15 protein-coding genes are annotated in these 17,955 nt (G+C 68.4%); 6 read left to right on the forward strand and 9 right to left on the reverse strand.

From position 1 onward, the window contains the following. Window positions 1–144 precede the first annotated feature (144 nt). Window positions 145–1,047: an endonuclease domain-containing protein gene (locus ACYVBN_RS13000; RefSeq protein WP_460600901.1), complete on the forward strand. Its 903-nt coding sequence runs from the start codon at window positions 145–147 to the stop codon at window positions 1,045–1,047. Between the two features lie 137 nt (window positions 1,048–1,184). On the opposite strand, the gene ACYVBN_RS13005 is transcribed toward ACYVBN_RS13000, so the two are convergent. Together ACYVBN_RS13005 and ACYVBN_RS13010 are read right to left on the reverse strand one after the other, a co-directional pair. Beyond that, window positions 1,185–1,676 carry a DUF2505 domain-containing protein gene (locus ACYVBN_RS13005; RefSeq protein WP_460600902.1) on the reverse strand — a complete coding sequence of 164 codons (492 nt, stop codon included), beginning with the start codon at window positions 1,674–1,676 and terminating at the stop codon, window positions 1,185–1,187. A 49-nt stretch (window positions 1,677–1,725) separates the two neighbouring features. Then, entirely contained in the window at window positions 1,726–2,319 is a 594-nt protein-coding gene (locus ACYVBN_RS13010; protein WP_460600903.1) for a hypothetical protein, read from the reverse strand. A gap of 198 nt (window positions 2,320–2,517) precedes the next feature. Here ACYVBN_RS13010 and ACYVBN_RS13015 point away from each other — a divergent pair, with 198 nt between their 5' ends. Together ACYVBN_RS13015 and ACYVBN_RS13020 are read left to right on the forward strand one after the other, a co-directional pair. Next, window positions 2,518–7,344, forward strand: a complete 4,827-nt coding sequence (locus tag ACYVBN_RS13015; protein ID WP_460600904.1) for an NAD-glutamate dehydrogenase — start codon at window positions 2,518–2,520, stop codon at window positions 7,342–7,344. A 33-nt stretch (window positions 7,345–7,377) separates the two neighbouring features. Further along, on the forward strand, window positions 7,378–8,847 hold the full coding sequence (locus ACYVBN_RS13020) for a sensor histidine kinase (protein ID WP_460601171.1): 1,470 nt from the start codon (window positions 7,378–7,380) through the stop codon (window positions 8,845–8,847). A gap of 1 nt (window position 8,848) precedes the next feature. Here ACYVBN_RS13020 and ACYVBN_RS13025 read toward each other — a convergent pair whose 3' ends face one another. After that, the gene (locus tag ACYVBN_RS13025) at window positions 8,849–9,097 is read right to left on the reverse strand and encodes a WhiB family transcriptional regulator (protein ID WP_123270792.1); all 249 of its coding nucleotides are present in this window, start codon (window positions 9,095–9,097) and stop codon (window positions 8,849–8,851) included. A 310-nt stretch (window positions 9,098–9,407) separates the two neighbouring features. Between ACYVBN_RS13025 and ACYVBN_RS13030 the strand changes: the two genes are divergently transcribed. Further along, on the forward strand, window positions 9,408–9,830 hold the full coding sequence (locus tag ACYVBN_RS13030; protein WP_460600905.1) for a hypothetical protein: 423 nt from the start codon (window positions 9,408–9,410) through the stop codon (window positions 9,828–9,830). Between the two features lie 3 nt (window positions 9,831–9,833). On the opposite strand, the gene ACYVBN_RS13035 is transcribed toward ACYVBN_RS13030, so the two are convergent. The 6 genes from ACYVBN_RS13035 to ACYVBN_RS13060 form a co-directional block, all read right to left on the reverse strand. Beyond that, window positions 9,834–10,601, reverse strand: a complete 768-nt coding sequence (locus ACYVBN_RS13035; RefSeq protein WP_460600906.1) for a hypothetical protein — start codon at window positions 10,599–10,601, stop codon at window positions 9,834–9,836. After that, window positions 10,598–11,428 carry a hypothetical protein gene (locus ACYVBN_RS13040; protein ID WP_460600907.1) on the reverse strand — a complete coding sequence of 277 codons (831 nt, stop codon included), beginning with the start codon at window positions 11,426–11,428 and terminating at the stop codon, window positions 10,598–10,600. Before ACYVBN_RS13040 ends, ACYVBN_RS13035 begins: the two co-directional genes overlap by 4 nt. After that, entirely contained in the window at window positions 11,425–12,165 is a 741-nt protein-coding gene (locus ACYVBN_RS13045) for a hypothetical protein (RefSeq protein ID WP_460600908.1), read from the reverse strand. The genes ACYVBN_RS13040 and ACYVBN_RS13045 overlap by 4 nt, the downstream gene beginning before the upstream one ends. A gap of 114 nt (window positions 12,166–12,279) precedes the next feature. Then, complete coding sequence (locus tag ACYVBN_RS13050) at window positions 12,280–12,564, reverse strand: biotin/lipoyl-containing protein (RefSeq protein ID WP_460600909.1); 285 nt, start codon at window positions 12,562–12,564, stop codon at window positions 12,280–12,282. Window positions 12,565–12,621: 57 nt separating this feature from the next. Further along, a complete protein-coding gene (locus tag ACYVBN_RS13055; RefSeq protein ID WP_460600910.1) occupies window positions 12,622–14,175 on the reverse strand; it encodes an efflux MFS transporter permease in 1,554 nt (517 codons plus the stop codon). 198 nt (window positions 14,176–14,373) lie between these two features. After that, on the reverse strand, window positions 14,374–15,006 hold the full coding sequence (locus ACYVBN_RS13060) for a TetR/AcrR family transcriptional regulator (RefSeq protein WP_460600911.1): 633 nt from the start codon (window positions 15,004–15,006) through the stop codon (window positions 14,374–14,376). 172 nt (window positions 15,007–15,178) lie between these two features. Here ACYVBN_RS13060 and ACYVBN_RS13065 point away from each other — a divergent pair, with 172 nt between their 5' ends. Then, window positions 15,179–16,576, forward strand: a complete 1,398-nt coding sequence (locus tag ACYVBN_RS13065) for an FAD-binding protein (protein WP_460600912.1) — start codon at window positions 15,179–15,181, stop codon at window positions 16,574–16,576. Further along, on the forward strand, window positions 16,573–17,859 hold the full coding sequence (locus ACYVBN_RS13070) for a class I SAM-dependent methyltransferase (protein WP_460600913.1): 1,287 nt from the start codon (window positions 16,573–16,575) through the stop codon (window positions 17,857–17,859). Before ACYVBN_RS13065 ends, ACYVBN_RS13070 begins: the two co-directional genes overlap by 4 nt. Window positions 17,860–17,955 lie beyond the last annotated feature (96 nt).

Genomic DNA, 17,955 nt, shown 5'->3' on the forward strand with positions numbered 1-17,955 from the left:
GGCGAGTGGATCGCTACTGTCGCGAGTTATTCGTGCAGCGGCGCCCCCTCGGGTGGCCCACATCCCCACCAGGCCGCGGACACCGTCCACAGCCGACCGTCTCGCGGGTGCGCTCGGGCTCACGCGCGGCGGACCGTCGCCGGTATGACGAATCTAGGACGCACCTTCACTGCCGCCGAGGCGCGAGCTGCGGGTCTGCAACCGTACGAATTGAGCGGGCCGAAGTTTCAGCGACTCTTCCGCGGCGGTTATGCGAAAGCTGACACGAAGGTCACCCACCGCGACAAGCTCTCGTTGGCGTTGCGCGCCCTTCCGGCGGCAAGGTTCGGCTCCCACCAGTCGGCTGCCATCTGTCTGGGTGGCGTCGTTCCTGAGAGTTCCGACGTGCACCTCGGTACGTTTCAAAGAAGGCGCGCGACGTCCCATGGCCTGCGTCTGCACTTCTTCACCCACACGCCGGAAATCATCTGGTTCCAGGGGACGCCGATCACGACGGCCGCGCAGACGTTCCTGAATCTTGCGCGTCCGCTCGAGCTGATCGACCTATTGGTCCTCGGTGACTCCCTGGTGCACCAGGGAAGTGTCACGCCGGAGGCGCTGCGGCGATTCTGCAATGAGCGATCGGCTGACGGTGTAGGACGTGCTCGAGAGGCCGCCGCGTTGGTGCGGGCCGGGGTCGAGTCACCGAACGAGAGCCGGCTGCGACTGCTCGTCGTATCGGCCAATCTTCCGGAGCCCACCGTGAACTTGCCCGTCTTCGATGGTGCTGGCCGCATGGTCCGGCGACTCGACCTCGGATACGAGGACTACAAGATCGCCGTGGAGTACGACGGACGTCATCACATCGATCGGCAAGACCAGTGGCGTGCCGACCTCGCCCGTCGTGAGGAACTCGAGCGGGCTGGGTGGCGCTTCGTGATCGTGACGGCTGCGGACTTGTTCCGCGACCCGGCCGGCGTCATACACCGCATCGCCATCGCACTGCGCGATGCCGGTTGCCCGGTGCCCGACCTCAGCCTCGGTTGGCGTCGGCATTTCGTGGCCTGACGCCCGGACAGACAGCCCGCTTCAGGCTAATAACTCGCGACAGTAGCGATTACGTCGTTCGAAAACGCCTCGGAGAGGGAGTAAGTCGCGACAGTAGCGACTTTGTCGTGCGGCACACGTCGCACCGAGCGACGGCGTCAGCCGGCGAGGTATTCCTGGCCGGTGTGCGCCTCGATGCGCACCCCTCCGGCGATCGCCGGGGCTGCTGCGGTCTCGACCTTCTTGCCGACCAACGGGATCCGTGCCCGCAGGTCGCCCAGCACGTGCATGGTGGTTGTGTCGCCGTCGGGCGTCATCCGGATCCGCCCGCTGAAGTTGATCGGCAGGCCGCCCAGTGACACGTCGAGGTCCGCGGTGCGTGAGCCGTCGGCGGTCGGCGCGGCCCAGTGCTGCAGCTCGATGACCTGCAGGGTCCGGCCGACGATGCGCGCGACGTTGTCCGGCAGGCCGTCGGTGGCCATCTCACGGCGGGTCTCGATGACGTCCGAGGAGCCCTGTTGCTCCACCTTCACCGAGTGGCTCAGAGCTCCCGTGGCGGCGCATTTGGCCTCCTGGAACTGCGGGTCCAGCAGCATCGCGAACACCCGGTCGGCCGGAGCCGCATAGCTCCACGTCTCCTCGATCTTCATAGGGCGCACAGTAGTCGGCGGCCACCCCGGCAGCGTCACCCCGGCAGCGTCACCCCGGCAGCGTCGTCGCCGCCGCAAGTCGTGCCGCGTGCTCGGCGCGCACGACGCGCCCCAGCAACTGGTCGATCAGGTCGACCGAACCGTCGGAGCCGGCCGCGCCGATGTCGCCCAGGCGCCGGGATTCGGTCCGCAGCGTGTCGGCGAGCGTGCGCAGTGCGACCGAGAGGCGGGAGAGCGCCTCGGCGATCTCCTGGCCCTGGACCACGCAGTGTTCGGTCGAGCAGTTGTCGGCGACGCGTGCGACGATCCGGGCGATGCTGTGCAGTTCGCTGGCCGCTTGTTCCAGGCCCGCCGGATCGGCCGGGATACTGCCGCCGCGGATGCGCTCGGCAAGCCGGGCACTGGCGTGTGCCGGGCCGTCCGCGGGCGGTTCGACCAGCACCGGGTCGGGTGCGCCGGCCGGGGGCCTGCGACGGTGCTGGATCTCGGCGAGTTCGTCGTGCCAGCGCAGCAGCGCCTCGGCGGAGCGCTCGACCGCCTCGGCGATCGCGTCGGCCGTCTCGAACTCGGCCGGATCGGTCTGGATGCTCAGCAATCGGGGGACCAGGAGGGCTACTCCTCGGGTCCGGTCGCTGGTCTGCATCCTCGGCAGACTAACGCCGTACGCGCTGATCTGCCGACTCCTGCCCACAGGCCGACGCGACAACCTCTCCCCGATGTGTTCTTCACCACGCCCGGGTCTACTGTGAGCCGTGGAGCGACAACGACGTCGCTGCCGACACGTCACGACGAGGGCCGAAGAACATCTATGTCCGTGGACAGCAATTCCCGTTCAGAAATCTTGCGTGAATGCGCGGCCGAGCACGAGGCGGCGACTCCGCCGTGGCTGCTCGAGCGCTATTACCGCCACGTCGCTGACGAGGACATCGTCGGCTACGGACCGGACCGGCTGGTGGGGACACTGGAGTCCCACAAGCAACTGGCCGCCGAGCGCGCGCCGGGCACGACCAAGGTGCGCATCTCCCACCCCAACGCCGCGACCGACGGATGGTCGGCGCCATACGCCATCCTGCAGATCGTCACCGACGACATGCCGTTCCTGGTGGACTCGGTGATCGCCGAGCTGTCCCGGCACGATCGCAGCGTCCGGGCGCTGATCCACCCGCAGCTGTTCGTGCAACGCGACGCCGCCGGCCGGCTGCAGAAGGTCTACGACACCGACGGCCTCCCGCACACCGACGTCGACGAACTGGCACCGATCAGCGAGTCGTGGATGCACTTCGAGATCGACCTGGGTCCGGACGAGGCCGCCGACCAGGATCTGGTCGCCGACATCGAGCGGGTGCTCGGGGACGTGCGGGTCGCCGTCGACGACTGGTCGAAGATGCACAGCGAGTGCGAGAAGGTCATCGCCGACCTCGACGGCAGCCGCCCGGGGTCGGTGCCGGCCAAGGCGGTCGAGCAGGCGCAGGGCTTCCTGCGCTGGCTGGCCGATGACCACTTCACCTTCCTCGGCTACCGCGAATACACCCTCGACACGGTCGACGGCGAGGACGTGCTGCGCACCGAACCCGGTTCGGGGCTGGGCATCCTGCGCTACGACAAGCCGTCCTCGCAGTCCTTCGGCCGGCTCAGCCCCCGCGGCCGCGCCATCGCCCGCACGCCGCAGCTGCTGACCATCACCAAGGCCAACTCACGCGCCACCGTGCACCGTGCCTCGTTCCTGGACTACATCGGCATCCGCACCTTCGACGCCCAGGGCAACGTGGTGGGGGAGAAGCGCTTCCTCGGGCTGTTCACCTCCAGCGCCTACACCGAGTCGGTGCGCCGCGTGCCGGTCGTGCGCGAACGCGTCGCCAAGGTGCTGGCCCGCACCGGGTTCTCACCGGACAGCCACTCCGGCAAGGACCTGCTGGAGGTCCTGGAGACCTACCCGCGCGACGAGCTCTTCCAGACCTCCAGCGACGAGCTCTACGAGATCTCGACCAGTGTGCTGCGGTTGCAGGAGCGCCGTCAGGCGCAGATGTTCCGCCGGGTCGACGAGTTCGGCCGCTTCGTGTCCGTGCTGGTCTACCTGCCGCGGGACCGCTACAACACCGGCGTCCGGCTGCGCATCGAGCGCATCCTGCGCGACGCGTATGACGCCGAGGCCATCGACTACACCACGCGCATCGCCGAGTCCACGCTCGCGTTGATCCACTTCGTCGTGCGGCTGCACCAGGGCGCCGACGTGCCCGAGGTCGACGAGGACACGCTGCAGGAGCAGCTGCTGGAGAGCAGCCGGACATGGGGCGAACGACTCGGTGCCGTCGCGCACGAAGAGGACGGCGAGGACGCCGCCGCTCGGGTGATGAGCCTCTACTCGCGAGCCTTCCCCGAGGCCTACAAGGAGGATTTCACCCCACGCCAGGGCGTCGCCGACCTGCGCCGCATCGAGGCGCTGAAGTCCGACGACGACACGCTGCTGACGCTCTACCGCGACCCGACCGCGGACGCGCGGGAGCGCCGGTTCAAGCTCTTCCGACGCGACCCGGTCGTGCTGACCGACGTGCTGCCGGTCTTCACCAACCTCGGCGTCAAGGTCACCGACGAACGGCCCTACTCGATGAAGCGTGCCGACGGGGTCGTGGTCCACGTCTACGACTTCGGCCTGCGTGCTCAGGGCGAGTCGGACTGGGGCACCGACGAGGCATCGACCGCCGAGGTGCGGGACCGTTTCCAGACCGCGTTCAGCGACGCCTGGGAGGGCCACGCCGAGAGCGACGGCCTGGGCGCGCTGGTGCTGCACGCCGGCCTCAGCTCCCGTGAGGTGACGGTGCTGCGCGCGATCAGCAAATACCTGCGCCAGATCGGGTTCACCTTCAGCCAGGCCTACATCGAGCAGGCGCTGCGCGCCAACACCGACCTGGCGCGCGACCTCGCCGCACTCTTCGCGGTCCGCTTCGACCCGCAGCGGGACGCGGCGGGACGTGACGCGGCCGAGGAGCAGATCGTCGCGCGTATCGAGACCGCGCTGGACGATGTCGCCAGCCTCGACCACGACCGGATCATCCGCACCATGATGGGCGTCATCCGGGCCACGCTGCGCACCAACGCCTACCAGCGTGACGAGCACGGCGAGCCCAGCCCGGTGCTCAGCTTCAAGATCGACTGCGCGTCGGTGCCCGGGCTGCCCAGTCCGAAGCCGAAGTTCGAGATCTGGGTCTACGGGCCGCGGGTCGAGGGCGTGCACCTGCGATTCGGCATGGTGGCCCGCGGCGGCCTGCGCTGGAGCGACCGGCCCGAGGACTTCCGCACCGAGATCCTCGGTCTGGTCAAGGCGCAGATGGTCAAGAACGCCGTCATCGTGCCGACCGGTTCCAAGGGCGGCTTCGTCGCCAAGCGACTGCCCGACCCGAGCGACCGGGAGGCCTGGCTGGCCGAGGGCATCGCGTCGTACAAGCTGTTCATCTCCGGGCTGCTGGACGTGACCGACAATCTGGTCTCCGGTGAGGTCGTGCCGCCGAAGGATGTCGTGCGGCACGACGGTGACGACACCTACCTGGTGGTCGCGGCCGACAAGGGCACCGCCAGCTTCAGCGACATCGCCAACGGTGTCGCCCAGTCCTACGGGTTCTGGCTGGATGACGCGTTCGCCTCCGGCGGCTCCGCCGGGTACGACCACAAGGCGATGGGCATCACCGCCCGCGGCGCCTGGGAGTCGGTGAAGCGTCACTTCCGCGAGATGGGCACCGACACCCAGACGCAGGAGTTCACCGTCGTCGGCGTCGGCGACATGAGCGGCGACGTCTTCGGCAACGGCATGCTGCTGTCGGAGCACATCCGGCTGGTCGCGGCGTTCGACCACCGGCACATCTTCCTGGACCCCGACCCGGTCGCCGCCACTTCGTATGCCGAACGTCGCCGGCTCTTCGAGCTGCCGCGTTCGTCGTGGGCCGACTACGACACGTCGCTGATCTCCGAGGGCGGCGGGGTCTATCTGCGCACCGCCAAGTCGGTGCCGATCACGCCCCAGGTGCGCACGGCGCTGGGGCTCGGCGACGACGTCACCAAACTGACCCCGAACGAACTCATGCGGGCGGTGCTGCTGGCGCCGGTCGACCTGTTCTGGAACGGCGGCATCGGCACCTACATCAAGGCGTCGGGGGAGACCGCCGCGGACATCGGCGACCGCGCCAACGACCAGATCAGGGTCAACGGCGACCAGCTGCGGGTGAAGGTCGTCGGTGAGGGCGGCAACCTGGGCGCCAGCCAGTTGGGCCGCATCGAGGCGGCCCAGCACGGGGTGCGGATCAACACCGACGCCATCGACAACTCGGCCGGGGTGGACACCTCCGACCACGAGGTCAACATCAAGATTCTGGTCACCGACCTGATGCGCAAGGGCCGGTTCGACCTCGAGCAGCGCAACACGCTGCTGCATTCGATGACCGACGAGATCGCCGTCCAGGTGCTGCGGGACAACTACGAGCAGAACGTCCTGCTCGGCAACGCCCGCGCCCAGACGCATGCGATGCTGCCCGTGCACCAGCGGCTGATCCACTGGCTGGAGCAGCGTGGCGAACTCGACCGCGGCCTGGAGTTCCTACCCGGTGACGGTGAGATCGGCCAGCGCGCCAGCACCGGCGACGGCCTGACGTCACCGGAGTTCTCGGTCCTGGTGGCCTACTCCAAGCTGGCCCTCAAGACGGACCTGAGCAAGTCCGAGCTGACCGACGACCCGTGGTTCGAGGAACGGCTGGCGGGCTACTTCCCGGAGCCGATCCGCGAGCACTACGCCGCGGAGCTGGCCGACCACCCGCTGCGCCGGGAGATCGTCATCAACCAGGTCGTCAACTCGATGATCAACCGGGGCGGCATCACCTTCGCCTTCCGTGTCGCGGAGGAGACCGGTGCCGGACCCGAGCAGATCGCCCGCGCGTTCGTCATCGCCCGCGAGGTGTTCGGCCTGACCGAGTTCGTCACGCAGGTCGAGGCGTTGGACAACAAGGTGCCCACGGAGGCGCAGACGACGCTCTACCTGGAGTTCCGGCGGTTGCTGGACCGCGCCACCCGGTGGCTGGTGCACAGCCGTCCGGCGCGACTGGACATCGCCAGCGAGATCGAGCGCTTCGCCCCCGTGGTGCGCGAGCTGACGCCGAAGCTGCCGGAGCTGTTGCAGGGCTCCGAGCATGAGCGGTGGCGCTCCCGGCAGCAGGAGATGAGCGAAGGCGGCGCGCCCGACTCGCTGACCGGCTGGGCGGCGGCGTTGCTGGACTCCTACTCGCTGCTGGACATCACCGAGCAGTCCATCAGCACCGACACACCGGTGGCCGACGTGGCCGCGGTCTACTTCATGCTGTCGGAACGCTTGGGCATCGACCGCATCCTGCAGGCCGTCTCGCGGTTGCCGCGTGACGACCGGTGGGACGCGCTCGCCCGTGGCGCCGTGCGCGACGACCTGTATGCCGTGCTCGACTCGTTCACGGCGGCCGTCATCGCCGACACCCCGGCGTCGGAGTCGGCCGAGCAGCGGCTGGACCGTTGGGCGACCGAGAACGCCGAGTCGATCAACCGCGCCCAGCAGGCGCTGGTGGGTGTCGCCGAGCTGGACGAGGCCGGCCTGGCGCCGCTGTCGGTGGCGCTGCGGACACTGCGTTCGGTGGTGCGCTCCGGCTCCGCTCGATAAGATAGCCCGCATTAGGCTCGGCACGTGCCCTCGATGAACGACGTGCTGGGCGAGCACACCGACCTGGACCAGTCGGCCTGGGACTGGCTGCACCTGCTGGTCAGCGACTGGCAGCTGCTGGCCGATCTGTCCTTCGCCGACCTGGTGCTGTGGGTGCCCACCCGCGACCGCAGCTGGGTCGCGGCAGCGCACGTGCGACCGACCACCGGCGTCGGCGTCTTCGTCAACGACGTCGTGGGCAGCCGCATCGACCACACCCGGCAGCGGACGGTCACGCAGGCGTATGACGGCCCGCAGATCATCCGCTCGCACTCGACCACCTGGCGCGACGAGCTGCCGGTGCGGGAGGAGGCCATCCCGGTCGTGCAGCGCCGCGAGGCGGTCGCCGTGCTGACGCGCCATACCAACCTGGCCTCGATGCGCACGCCCAGCCGGCTGGAGGTGACCTACCTGGCCACCGCCGACGCGTTGTCGCGGATGATCGCCTCGGGTGAGTTCCCGAACGCCGCGGCACCACCGGCCAGCCGGCGCGGCGCGCCGCGGGTCGGCGACGGCGTGCTGCGGCTGGATGCCGAGGGCAGCGTCACCTACGCAAGCCCGAACGCCGTGTCCGCGCTGCACCGGCTGGGTCACGACGATCAGCTGGTCGGGGTGCGGCTCGCCTCGGCGCTCGGCAAGGTCCTGCCGGAGGGCGGGCCGGTCGACGAGGAGCTGATGATGGTGCTGACCGGCCGGGTGCCGTGGAGCACCGAGATCGAGTCGCGCAGTGCCTACGTCAGCGCCCGCTCGATCCCGCTGTCGGAGGGCGGCCGGCGCACCGGTGCGGTGCTGCTGGTGCGGGACGTCAGTGAGGTACGCCGCCGCGAGCGCGAGCTGCTCAGCAAGGACGCGACGATCCGGGAGATTCATCACCGGGTCAAGAACAATCTGCAGACCGTCGCCGCCGTGTTGCGACTGCAGGCGCGACGGCTGGACGATCCGCAGGCTCGGGCCGCACTCGACGGTGCGGTGCGGCGCGTCGGCACCATCGCCGCGGTGCACGAGACGCTCAGCGGCGGCTGGGACGACACCACCCCGTTCGACGAGATCGCCAGCAGTTCGTTGCGGTCGGCGGTCGAGATCAGCAACCGCTCGCAGGAGCGGGTGACCGCCGTGCTGACCGGCACGTTCGGGTCATTGCACGCCGAGGACGCGACCGCCGTGGCGATGATCGTGGCGGAGTTGGTCCAGAACGCCATCGAGCACGGGTTCGCGGATCACGGGGGACAGGTGACGTTGGACGCCGAGCGCTCGACCAATGCCAACGGTGAAGGCGTGCTGCGGGTGACGGTCACCGACGACGGTGCCGGGCTGCCGGGCGACTTCGATCCGGCGCGGTCCGGACTCGGCATTCAGATCGTGCGGTCCTTCGTGCAGGACCTGCGCGGCGAGATCAGCTGGTCGCGGAGGGAGCCGCACGGCACGCAGGTGCGCTTCGTGGCCCGGTTGCGCGAGGAGCCGTGAGTTATCCGGCGCGGCGGGCGCGGGCGTTGCGGCGCTTCAGGGCGCGGCGCTCGTCCTCGGAGAGACCGCCCCAGACGCCGGCGTCCTGGCCGGACTCCAGGGCCCACTTCAGGCAGGTGTCGATGACCTCGCAGCGACGGCACACCTGTTTGGCGTCCTCGATCTGCTGCAAGGCGGGTCCCGTGTTGCCGATGGGGAAGAACAGCTCCGGGTCCTCGTCCAGGCATGCAGCGCGATCGCGCCAATCCATGTGGTTCTGCTCCTTGCTCCAGACGCACGTGTCGCAGGCACGTACGTCAACGAATCGGTGGTGTGACAGTCCGCGACGGGGGTCACCGGGTGCGGACGTTCGGTGGTGGCGGACCATGACGTCGCCAAGGGTTCGTCTTGGGTAACGTCGGTGCGCCATACGCTGTTCCCAACCTTCACAGATCCAAACAACAATCCACAAGCGCTTTGACCAAGAATTTCCGCGTCAGTCGTGAGTCGTCCGTCACATCCGCGTCGTCGGCGCGGGGGCGACGCTGCCGCGGAACGCGCAGCGGCATACGGTGCATGCCGTGACGACCCGCCCTCCGACGACCCGCCCGCACTCGACCTGGCGGCTGCCCGCATTGCTGCTGGCCGTGCAGACCGCCGTGCTGGTCGTCTTCGCGGTGGTGCTGGTCGTCGTCGCGATCTCCGGCAGCAGCGACGACGCGGGCCGCGCCGCGACCGAGGGCGGCACCGTGCTGGCGCTCGCGGTCTGCAGCGGGTTGCTGTCCTGGTGCTTCTGGCGCGAACGCAGTCTGGCCCGCACACCCTCGCTGCTCTGGAACGCCCTGGCGGTCATCGTCGGCATCACGGTCGCGACGTCCGGCGCCCCGCTGCCCGGCGTGCTGGTGATCCTGGTCGGGGCGATCACGTTCCTGGCCACCTTGCGGGTGCCGACCTACGACCTCGACGACGACCACAAGGACGACGACGACAACAACAACGAGTAGTCGCTACATCCGCGCGGCGAGCAACTGGAAGATCAGCGGGAAGATCTGCTGCTGCAGCACGTCCTTATAGGACCCGAAGTCGTCGCCGCTCAGTGAGAAGAAGCCGTCATACGTCATGGTCAGCCGCATGGCGGTGCGGCCGTTGCCGATCACGATGTCGTACGTCGGCGACCCCCCGTTGCCGGGCGCAATGCTCAGCCGCTGGGTCCGGAACGAGCCGTCCTTGTAGTAGACGCGGCTGTCCTGCGGTTTGCCGCCGGCGTCGGTGTAGACGGTCCGGTCGCTCGAGCGCTTGCTGTCGTATGCCGCCAGCACCGAGTTCTCGGTGCCGACCGAGTCGACGGTGATGGTGATGGAATTGTCGGGAACGTTCTCGGAGTTGGAGTCACCCTGCAACGACGGGGTGACGACCAGCTTGGTCGGGCCGTCGGGAGTGAAGCCGATCTTGGTGGCGTCCGGGAAGACACCGATCAGTTCCTTGATCGACAGCAGCCGCCCGGCCTCCGGCCAGTCCGACTGTGCGACGCCGCCGTCGGTGATCGGCGGGTCGAAGACCGGCAGGCTCTTGTCGAGCACGACCTTGCGGCCGGCGTTGTTGGCGACGACGACGCCGGGGGAGTCCCACTGGCCGGGCTGCTCGGTCTTGTAGGGCTCGTGCGGCTTCGGGCCGGTGGTGGTGCTCGTCGCGGCGGAGGTGCCGCTGCCGCCCCCGCACCCGGTGAGCACCGACAGGGCCAGCACGCCGGCGGTCACGACGGCGAGGCGCTTCATGCGGTGGCCTTCGCGGTGGTGGTGAGCTTGGCCCCGAGCAGCTGGACCAAGGACGGCACGATGGTCGTGCGGTAGAGGCGCCGGGACGCCAGATAGTCGTTCGTCAGCGTGGTGAAGCCGATGCCGCTGAACCACACCTCACCCGCGACGTCGCCGTGCTGCAGCAACACCTTGGTCGTGGTGCCGTCGGTGTATGCCGCGGAGACTCCGAGCGCCTTATTGGCATAGAAGGTGTAGAGCCCCGGACGTTTCGCCGATCGCGCGCGGTCCTGCGTCAGGTCCCGGGTCCACTGCTTGCCGATCTGCTGCGGCAGGCCGAACCCGCGGATGTTGATCATCAGCTTGCTGCGGTCGTCGTCGGGCTCTCCGGAGATCCGCAGCTCCAAGGTGCACGTGGTCGACTTCGCCGTCGAGCCGCCGCCGGGCAGGTTGCCGGTGGCACACTGGGTGGCCGTCATACCGGTGAGACCGGGCAGCACCTGCCGCAGTTCCGCCTGGGTGAAGATCTCCGCCGCGGCCGGCCACGTCTGGTCCATCGGCTGCTTGCCGGTGCGGTCCACCTGCACCGCGAAATGCCCGGACGGCGTGATGCGCTTGGCCGTGGGTGTGGCCGCATCGCCGGGCGCCGCCGGGGGAGTGTATGGCGTCACCGACGCCGGCGTGCTGGCCGGCGACTTGCCGGAGCGCGACGTCTTGGGCGCACTGGTCGACGTGCCGGGCTTGGCCGGAACGCCGCCCGCACCGCCCGCGGCATACGCGGTGTATGCCGGCACGCTCACCGTGACGGCGGCGGCGACAGCGGCCGCGAGGGCGGTTGTTCGTCTCATGCGTATTTCCTCGGCATCCGGTCGGCAAGGTCCTTGGCCAGCACCGGGAAGATGCCGGTGAGCAGGGTGTTGCGGGAGTCGTGCAGCGAGTTGAAACCGCGGAAGGTCAGATTGATCCAGGCCGCCATGTTGCCGTCCGACACCAGCACCGACGACTGGTCGTTGTCCAGGTAGTAGCTGCCCTTGGCGCTGAACGAGCCGCTGGCGAAGAAGCGCTCACCGGCTTTGTGGTTGGCGAAGTTCTTGTTGCGCTCGGAGGTCCATGACTCGGTGACCCGCTGGTCGGCACCGATGCTGACGATGCTGACTTGCACCGAGTTGGAGTAGCCACGACCGTCCTGCAGGGACACCGACCAGGTGCACGAAGCGTTCTTGGCGGTCTTCTCCAGACCGCTGTCGCCCTTGACGCAGCTGCCGAGCGTGACCGCGGACGCTTCCGGGATCGCGCCCTTGAGCTGGTCGGACGTCAGCACCGTGTCGGCGCTGGGCCACTGGGTGGAGGGAACGTTGGGGTCGTCCGGCGTGGCCAGGGTGAAGGTCCAGACGTCGCCGCCGTCGACGACTTTGCGGTCCGAGCCGTTGCCCGGCACCGTCGCCCTGACCAGGCCCTCCTGGCCGGCGCCCTCGGTCCACGGCGGCGCCGACGCGGTGCCCCCACTGCTGCCGCCGCACCCGGCCAGCAGACCGGCGGCGACCATCCCGGCGGCCGCGGCATACGCAACTCGTGCCCTGGCCATGCGTTGCACTCCCCTCAGCGATCCCCTCGGCGGTCGGCCTCGCGGCGCAGCTGAATGCAGCCGACCACGACGGACATTATGACCCGAGCCGGAGCCGATGGGTTCCACCTGCTGTCAGCTGATCTCCAGCAGCACCGCGCCGCCCTCGACCTGTGTCTGATCGGGTACGGCGAGTCGGCGCACCGTTCCGGTGCGTGGTGCGGTGAGGGCCGCCTCCAGCTTCATCGCCTCGATGACCGCCACGACGTCCCCGGCCTGCACCGGGTCCCCGCCGGCGACGCAGAAGGTCACCACACCGCCGAACGGTGCGGTGACACCGCCCGAGGTCGCCGGGTCGATCCGGCCGCTGACCCGCGCCACGGCCAACGACCGCGGGACGGCGCGCAGCGAACGAGTCATGCCCCGACCCTACGGGCACACCGCAGGCGTCGGGGCATGACCCGTCGGGCAGCCGGCTCAGCCGACGTGCACCGCGGCCTCCTCGGAGGCCAACTCGGTGTGCTTGATGTTGAGCAGCCCGATCACCAGCAGGGTGCCGACCAGCAGCATGCCGGCGGCATACCAGAAGGCGTGCGTCGAACCGAAGGTCTGCGCCTGCAGTGCGGCCTGGTGGGTGGCCTCGGCGATCTGGCCCTTGGTCGGCGCCTGGCCGGCTGCGGTCGCCCGCTCCAGGGCGGCCTGCCCGCTCGCGGCGAGCTCGGTGCCCTTCTGGGTGGCGAAGTGGGTGAAGACGGTCGTCAACGCGGCGATGCCGACAGCTCCTCCGATTTGCTGTGCGGTGTTGAGCGCTGATGCCGCCGCTCCCGAGTCGTCCTTGCTCACGCCGGCCGTCGCGGTCAGCGTCAGCGGGATGAACAGGAAGCCCATGCCGAAGCCCATCACGACCACCCACGGCAGCAGGTGCGATGCGTAGCCGCTGTCCGTGGACAGCTGGGTGAAGCCCCACATGGCGACGGTGGTGAGCACTCCGCCGAAGCCGGCCAGCCACCGCGGGTCCACCCGCCCGGCCAGGTTGGAGGCGACGCCCGCCGCCGCGACGATCCCGACACTGAACGGCAGGAACGAGAAGCCCGACTTCACCGGGGAGTAGCCCAGCACCTGCTGGATGAACAGGCCGAGGAAGAAGAACATCGAGAACATTCCCGCGCCGATCAGCAGCATCGAGAAGAGCGACACCGCACGGGTGCGGTCCGCCAGGATCCGCAGCGGCAGCAGCGGGTGCTTCACCCGGCTCTCGATGAGCACGAACGCGGCGACCACGACCAGCCCGCCCAGCAGCGGGAAGAGGGTCTGGAAGTCACCCCACGACGAGCCCTGCTGGCCGGCGTGGGACAGGCCGTAGACGATCCCGAAGAGACCGACCGTGCCGGTCACCGCGCCCCAGATGTCCAGGGTGCCGTCGCTGCCCTCCGACTCGATCAGCACACGCGGCGCCAGCGCCGCGACCGCCAAACCGATCGGCACGTTGATGAAGAACGTCCACCGCCAGTCGGCCTCGGTGAGCAGGCCGCCGAGGATCAGGCCGACGGCTGCGCCGGCGCCGGACATCGCGGCATACACGGCCATCGCGCGGTTGCGCTCCTTGCCGGCCGGGAAGGTGGTGTTGATCAGTGCCAGTGCGGCGGGGGAGGCCAGTGCGGCACCGGCGCCCTGCAGCGCACGGGCGGCCAGCAGCAACGCGCCGCTGGGTGCGATGCCGCCGATCAGTGAGGCGATCGCGAAGACCGCGACACCGAGCACGAACATCCGGCGGCGGCCGAAGAGGTCGCCGAGGCGTCCGCCGAGCAGCAACAGGCTGCCGAAGGCCAGGGCGTATGCCGTCACGACCCACTGCACGCTCGACTGCGTGAAGTCCAGGTCGGTCAGGATGTGCGGTGTGGCGATGTTCACGATCGTGCCGTCCAGCACGATCATCAGCTGCGCCATGGCGATCACGATGAGAGCCACGGTGAGGTTGGTCTTCCTCGGGGTGGACTGCTCCTCGGACACCGCGTCGACGACTGTTGTCATCAGGTGGTCCCTTCTGAGGATGGGTGCCGGCCGTGAGCAGGCACAGGAGTGTTCGGCCGGCGACCGGGTGCGATCGTCGGGTGACTGTTGGCTGTGTTCGGTCAGCCGGCCGCCGGATGGCGGTCGTGGTTGCTGTTACAGATATGTCGAGCGGAGCCGCTCCATTTCGACAAACAGAAGCAAAGCGGGTCTTGCGGACTACCGCTGTCCGTTGTCGGTCACGCTCGCCCGGCACGCGGGGAGCAGGACCTGATCGATCGTTGAGGTGATGAAGGGTTTGTCCGGGCACTCACCCGTGGTCATCACGCGGTAGGCGATGGCCGACGGCAGGATTCCGGCGAGTTGGTCGACGTCGGCGTCCGCGCCGACCTCGCCTCGTTGTTGAGCACGCACGATGACCTCACGCAGCTGTCCCATGCGCGGCTTCATGAAGCGTTCGTTGAAGACCTGGGTCAGCTCCGGGTCGCGGTGGATCGCCGAGACGACGGCACCGAACAGCAGTGTCGACTTCTCATTGAATTCCTGGTCGTCGCAGAAGTGGAACGTCAGGTCACCGGCCAGGCTGCCGGTGTCGGGCAGGCCGTGCGGATCCTCGCCGCCCTGTGCCTTGAGATGCTCCAACGCGCTGACGACCAGATCGGCCTTGGTCGGCCACTTCCGGTAGAGAGTCGCCTTGCTGGCGCGAACCTTTGCGGCCACTGCATCGAAAGACATCCGGTCGTAGCCGACGTCGATCAGGGTGGCGATGACGCCTTCCAGGATCTCCGCCTCGCGGTCACCCTCTACGCGCGGCTTGCTGCCGACTTCGCTGGTGGTCGCTGAGGCGTTCATGGTCGTCTTCCTTCCCTGGAGGAGTAGGTCATCGAGGACCAGTCTCCCTGATCTTCGATGAAACGAAACTGTTTCGTTCTATCGCTAAGGTAGACCCGCACCGCCTGCCGACGCAAGTGGCGCCAAGGGGTAGGTTGCTGGGCGCACCCTGACAGGACCGGTTGGAGGCAACGTGGCGCGCGCACGCGGGGAGATCGTCGGCTGGACCAAGCACCGAGCGGCGGTCGAGGATCTGCAACGGCAGCTGGCGGCCATGCCTGCCGGGGCGCCGGTCCGGCTGGCCAAACGGACGTCCAACCTCTTCCGCCCACGCGAAGCCAATCCCGTTCCGGGACTTGATGTTTCACGCCTCAGTGGTGTTGTCGAGGTGGATCCGCGGGCGGGGACCGCGGATGTGCAGGGCATGACGACCTACGAGGACCTGGTCGATGCCACCCTGCGCTACGGGCTGATGCCGTATGTCGTCCCGCAGCTGCGGACGATCACGCTCGGGGGCGCCGTGACCGGTCTCGGCATCGAGTCGTCGTCTTTCCGCAACGGATTGCCGCACGAGTCGCTGATCGAGATGGACGTGCTGACCGGCTCGGGTGAGATCGTCACCGCGCGCGACGACAACGAGCACGCGGATCTGTTCCGGACCTTCCCCAACTCCTACGGGTCGCTGGGCTACTCGGTGCGGCTGAAGATCGCACTGGAGCGGGTGGCGCCATACGTCCATCTGCGGCACGTGCGCTTCGGCGCGACCGGTGAACTGCTGGGGACGCTGCGGCAGGTGCTGCAGGACCGCTCGTACGACGGCGAGGACGTCGATTTCGTGGACGGCGTCGTCTTCTCGCGCGCGGAGTGCTACCTGGTGCTGGGCAGCTGGGCGAGCTCCGCGCCATACACCTCGGACTACACGGGCCAGCAGATCTACTACCGCTCGATCCAGCAGCGCAGCGAGGACTACCTGACGGTGCTGGACTATCTGTGGCGCTGGGACACCGACTGGTTCTGGTGCAACCGGGCGCTCGGCCTGCAGAAACCGTTGCTGCGGCGGCTGGTTCCCCGCCGCTACCTGCGCAGCGACGTCTACAGCAAAGTGATCCGCTGGGAGAACAAGCACGGTTACGTCGCCAAGCTGGACGCCACGAAGGGCAAGCTGCCCCGGGAACGCGTCGTGCAGGACGTCGAGATCGCGCTGGATCGCACGGAGGACTTCCTCGACTGGTTCCTGGACAACGTGCCGATCGAGCCGATCTGGTTGTGCCCGTTGGCGGTTCGCGACGTGGATCATGGAGAGCAGCCCTGGCCGCTCTACCCGCTCAAGCGCGGGGAGCAGTACGTCAACGTCGGTTTCTGGTCGACCGTCGAGATCACACCCGGCCGGGCCGATGGCGACGTCAACAAGGACATCGAACGTGTCGTGCACGAGCTGGGTGGGCACAAGTCGCTCTACAGCGACGCCTACTACGACGAGGACACCTTCTGGTCCCTCTACGGCGGCGACACGCTCGAGCAGGTCAAGCATCAGTACGACCCGGACGGGCGGTTGCCCGATCTCTACACGAAGGCGGTGAAGCGGCGGTGACGCTGAGTATTGGGGAGATTTCGGACCGGATCTTCGGCGCGGACGTGCCGTTCGCGGTGAAGGCGTATGACGGCTCCCGCGGCGGCAACCCGGACGCCGTCGTCACGATCGACATCTCCAACGAACGGGCATTGCGCTACCTGGTGACGGCACCCGGTGAGCTCGGGCTGGCGCGCGCCTACATCATGGGCGACCTCATCGTCGAGGGCATCGATCCGGGCGACCCCTACGACTTCCTGTCGCTCTTCCTGGACGGTTTTGCACCGCGTCGCCCACCGGTCGGCGAGCTGGCCGAGATCGCCACGTCGTTGGGGCTGCGGAGTTTCCGGGTGCCGGAGCTGCCGGCGCAGGAGTCGGCGCCGCAGTGGCGCCGGATGGCCGAAGGACTGCGCGGGCTGCGCCATTCCCGCAAGCGGGACGCCCAGGCGATCCATCACCACTACGACGTCAGCAACGATTTCTACGAGCTGGTGCTCGGCCCGTCGATGGCCTACACCTGCTCCTGCTACCCGACGCAGGACGCGACGCTCGAGCAGGCGCAGGAGCACAAGTTCGACCTGGTGTGCAAGAAGCTGGGCCTCAAGCCCGGGATGCGGCTGCTCGACATCGGCTGCGGCTGGGGCGGCATGGTCAAGCACGCGGTGCAGCATTACGGCGTCACGGCACTGGGGGTCACCCTGTCGGCCGAGCAGGCCTCCTGGGCGCAGCAGCACCTGAAGGAGTGCGGCCTGGACGACCGTGGCGAGGTCCGGCACGGCGACTACCGCGACATCACCGAGGACGGCTTCGACGCGGTCAGCTCCATCGGCCTGACCGAGCACATCGGGGTGAAGAACTACCCGAGCTACTTCAAGTTCAACTACGACCGGCTCAAGGTCGGCGGACGCATGCTGAACCACTGCATCACCCGACCGGACAACAAGGCGCCGGCGCTCACCCGCGGCGGATTCATCAACCGCTACGTCTTCCCCGACGGTGAGATCACCGGTGTCGGCACCGTGGTGTCGACGATGCAGGACGAGGGCTTCGAGATCCGGCACGCCGAGGACCTGCGCGAGCACTACGCGCGCACCACCCGGGCCTGGTGCAAGAACCTGTCAGCCAACTGGGACGAGTGCGTGCGTGACGCCGGCGAGCAGATCGCGCGCGTCTGGGGTCTCTACCTGGCCGGTTCGTCGATCGGCTTCGAACGCAACCACATCCAGCTGCACCAGGTGCTCGGTGAGAAGGTTTCAGCCGACGGGCAGGCGGCATACCCGCTGCGCCCCGACTTCGGCGTCTGAGGAATGGGTTCGCGCCGGTCGGCGTTGCACCGTATGCTTCGGCGGACAACTGAACAGTGATGATGGTTCGCAGACCGGCGAAAGTCAGTCCGGTAA

Source organism: Flexivirga lutea (genome assembly GCF_054778955.1).

Bases quoted from the DNA above. Each gene is read 5' to 3' on its own strand.
- ACYVBN_RS13035 (WP_460600906.1), bottom strand. From the start codon at position 10,601: ATGAAGCGCCTCGCCGTCGTGACCGCCGGCGTGCTGGCCCTGTCGGTG.
- ACYVBN_RS13000 (WP_460600901.1), top strand. From the start codon at position 145: ATGACGAATCTAGGACGCACCTTCACTGCCGCCGAGGCGCGAGCTGCG.
- ACYVBN_RS13040 (WP_460600907.1), bottom strand. From the start codon at position 11,428: ATGAGACGAACAACCGCCCTCGCGGCCGCTGTCGCCGCCGCCGTCACG.
- ACYVBN_RS13020 (WP_460601171.1), top strand. From the start codon at position 7,378: ATGAACGACGTGCTGGGCGAGCACACCGACCTGGACCAGTCGGCCTGG.
- ACYVBN_RS13060 (WP_460600911.1), bottom strand. From the start codon at position 15,006: ATGAACGCCTCAGCGACCACCAGCGAAGTCGGCAGCAAGCCGCGCGTA.
- ACYVBN_RS13055 (WP_460600910.1), bottom strand. From the start codon at position 14,175: ATGACAACAGTCGTCGACGCGGTGTCCGAGGAGCAGTCCACCCCGAGG.
- ACYVBN_RS13025 (WP_123270792.1), bottom strand. From the start codon at position 9,097: ATGGATTGGCGCGATCGCGCTGCATGCCTGGACGAGGACCCGGAGCTG.
- ACYVBN_RS13005 (WP_460600902.1), bottom strand. From the start codon at position 1,676: ATGAAGATCGAGGAGACGTGGAGCTATGCGGCTCCGGCCGACCGGGTG.
- ACYVBN_RS13045 (WP_460600908.1), bottom strand. From the start codon at position 12,165: ATGGCCAGGGCACGAGTTGCGTATGCCGCGGCCGCCGGGATGGTCGCC.
- ACYVBN_RS13010 (WP_460600903.1), bottom strand. From the start codon at position 2,319: ATGCAGACCAGCGACCGGACCCGAGGAGTAGCCCTCCTGGTCCCCCGA.
- ACYVBN_RS13050 (WP_460600909.1), bottom strand. From the start codon at position 12,564: ATGACTCGTTCGCTGCGCGCCGTCCCGCGGTCGTTGGCCGTGGCGCGG.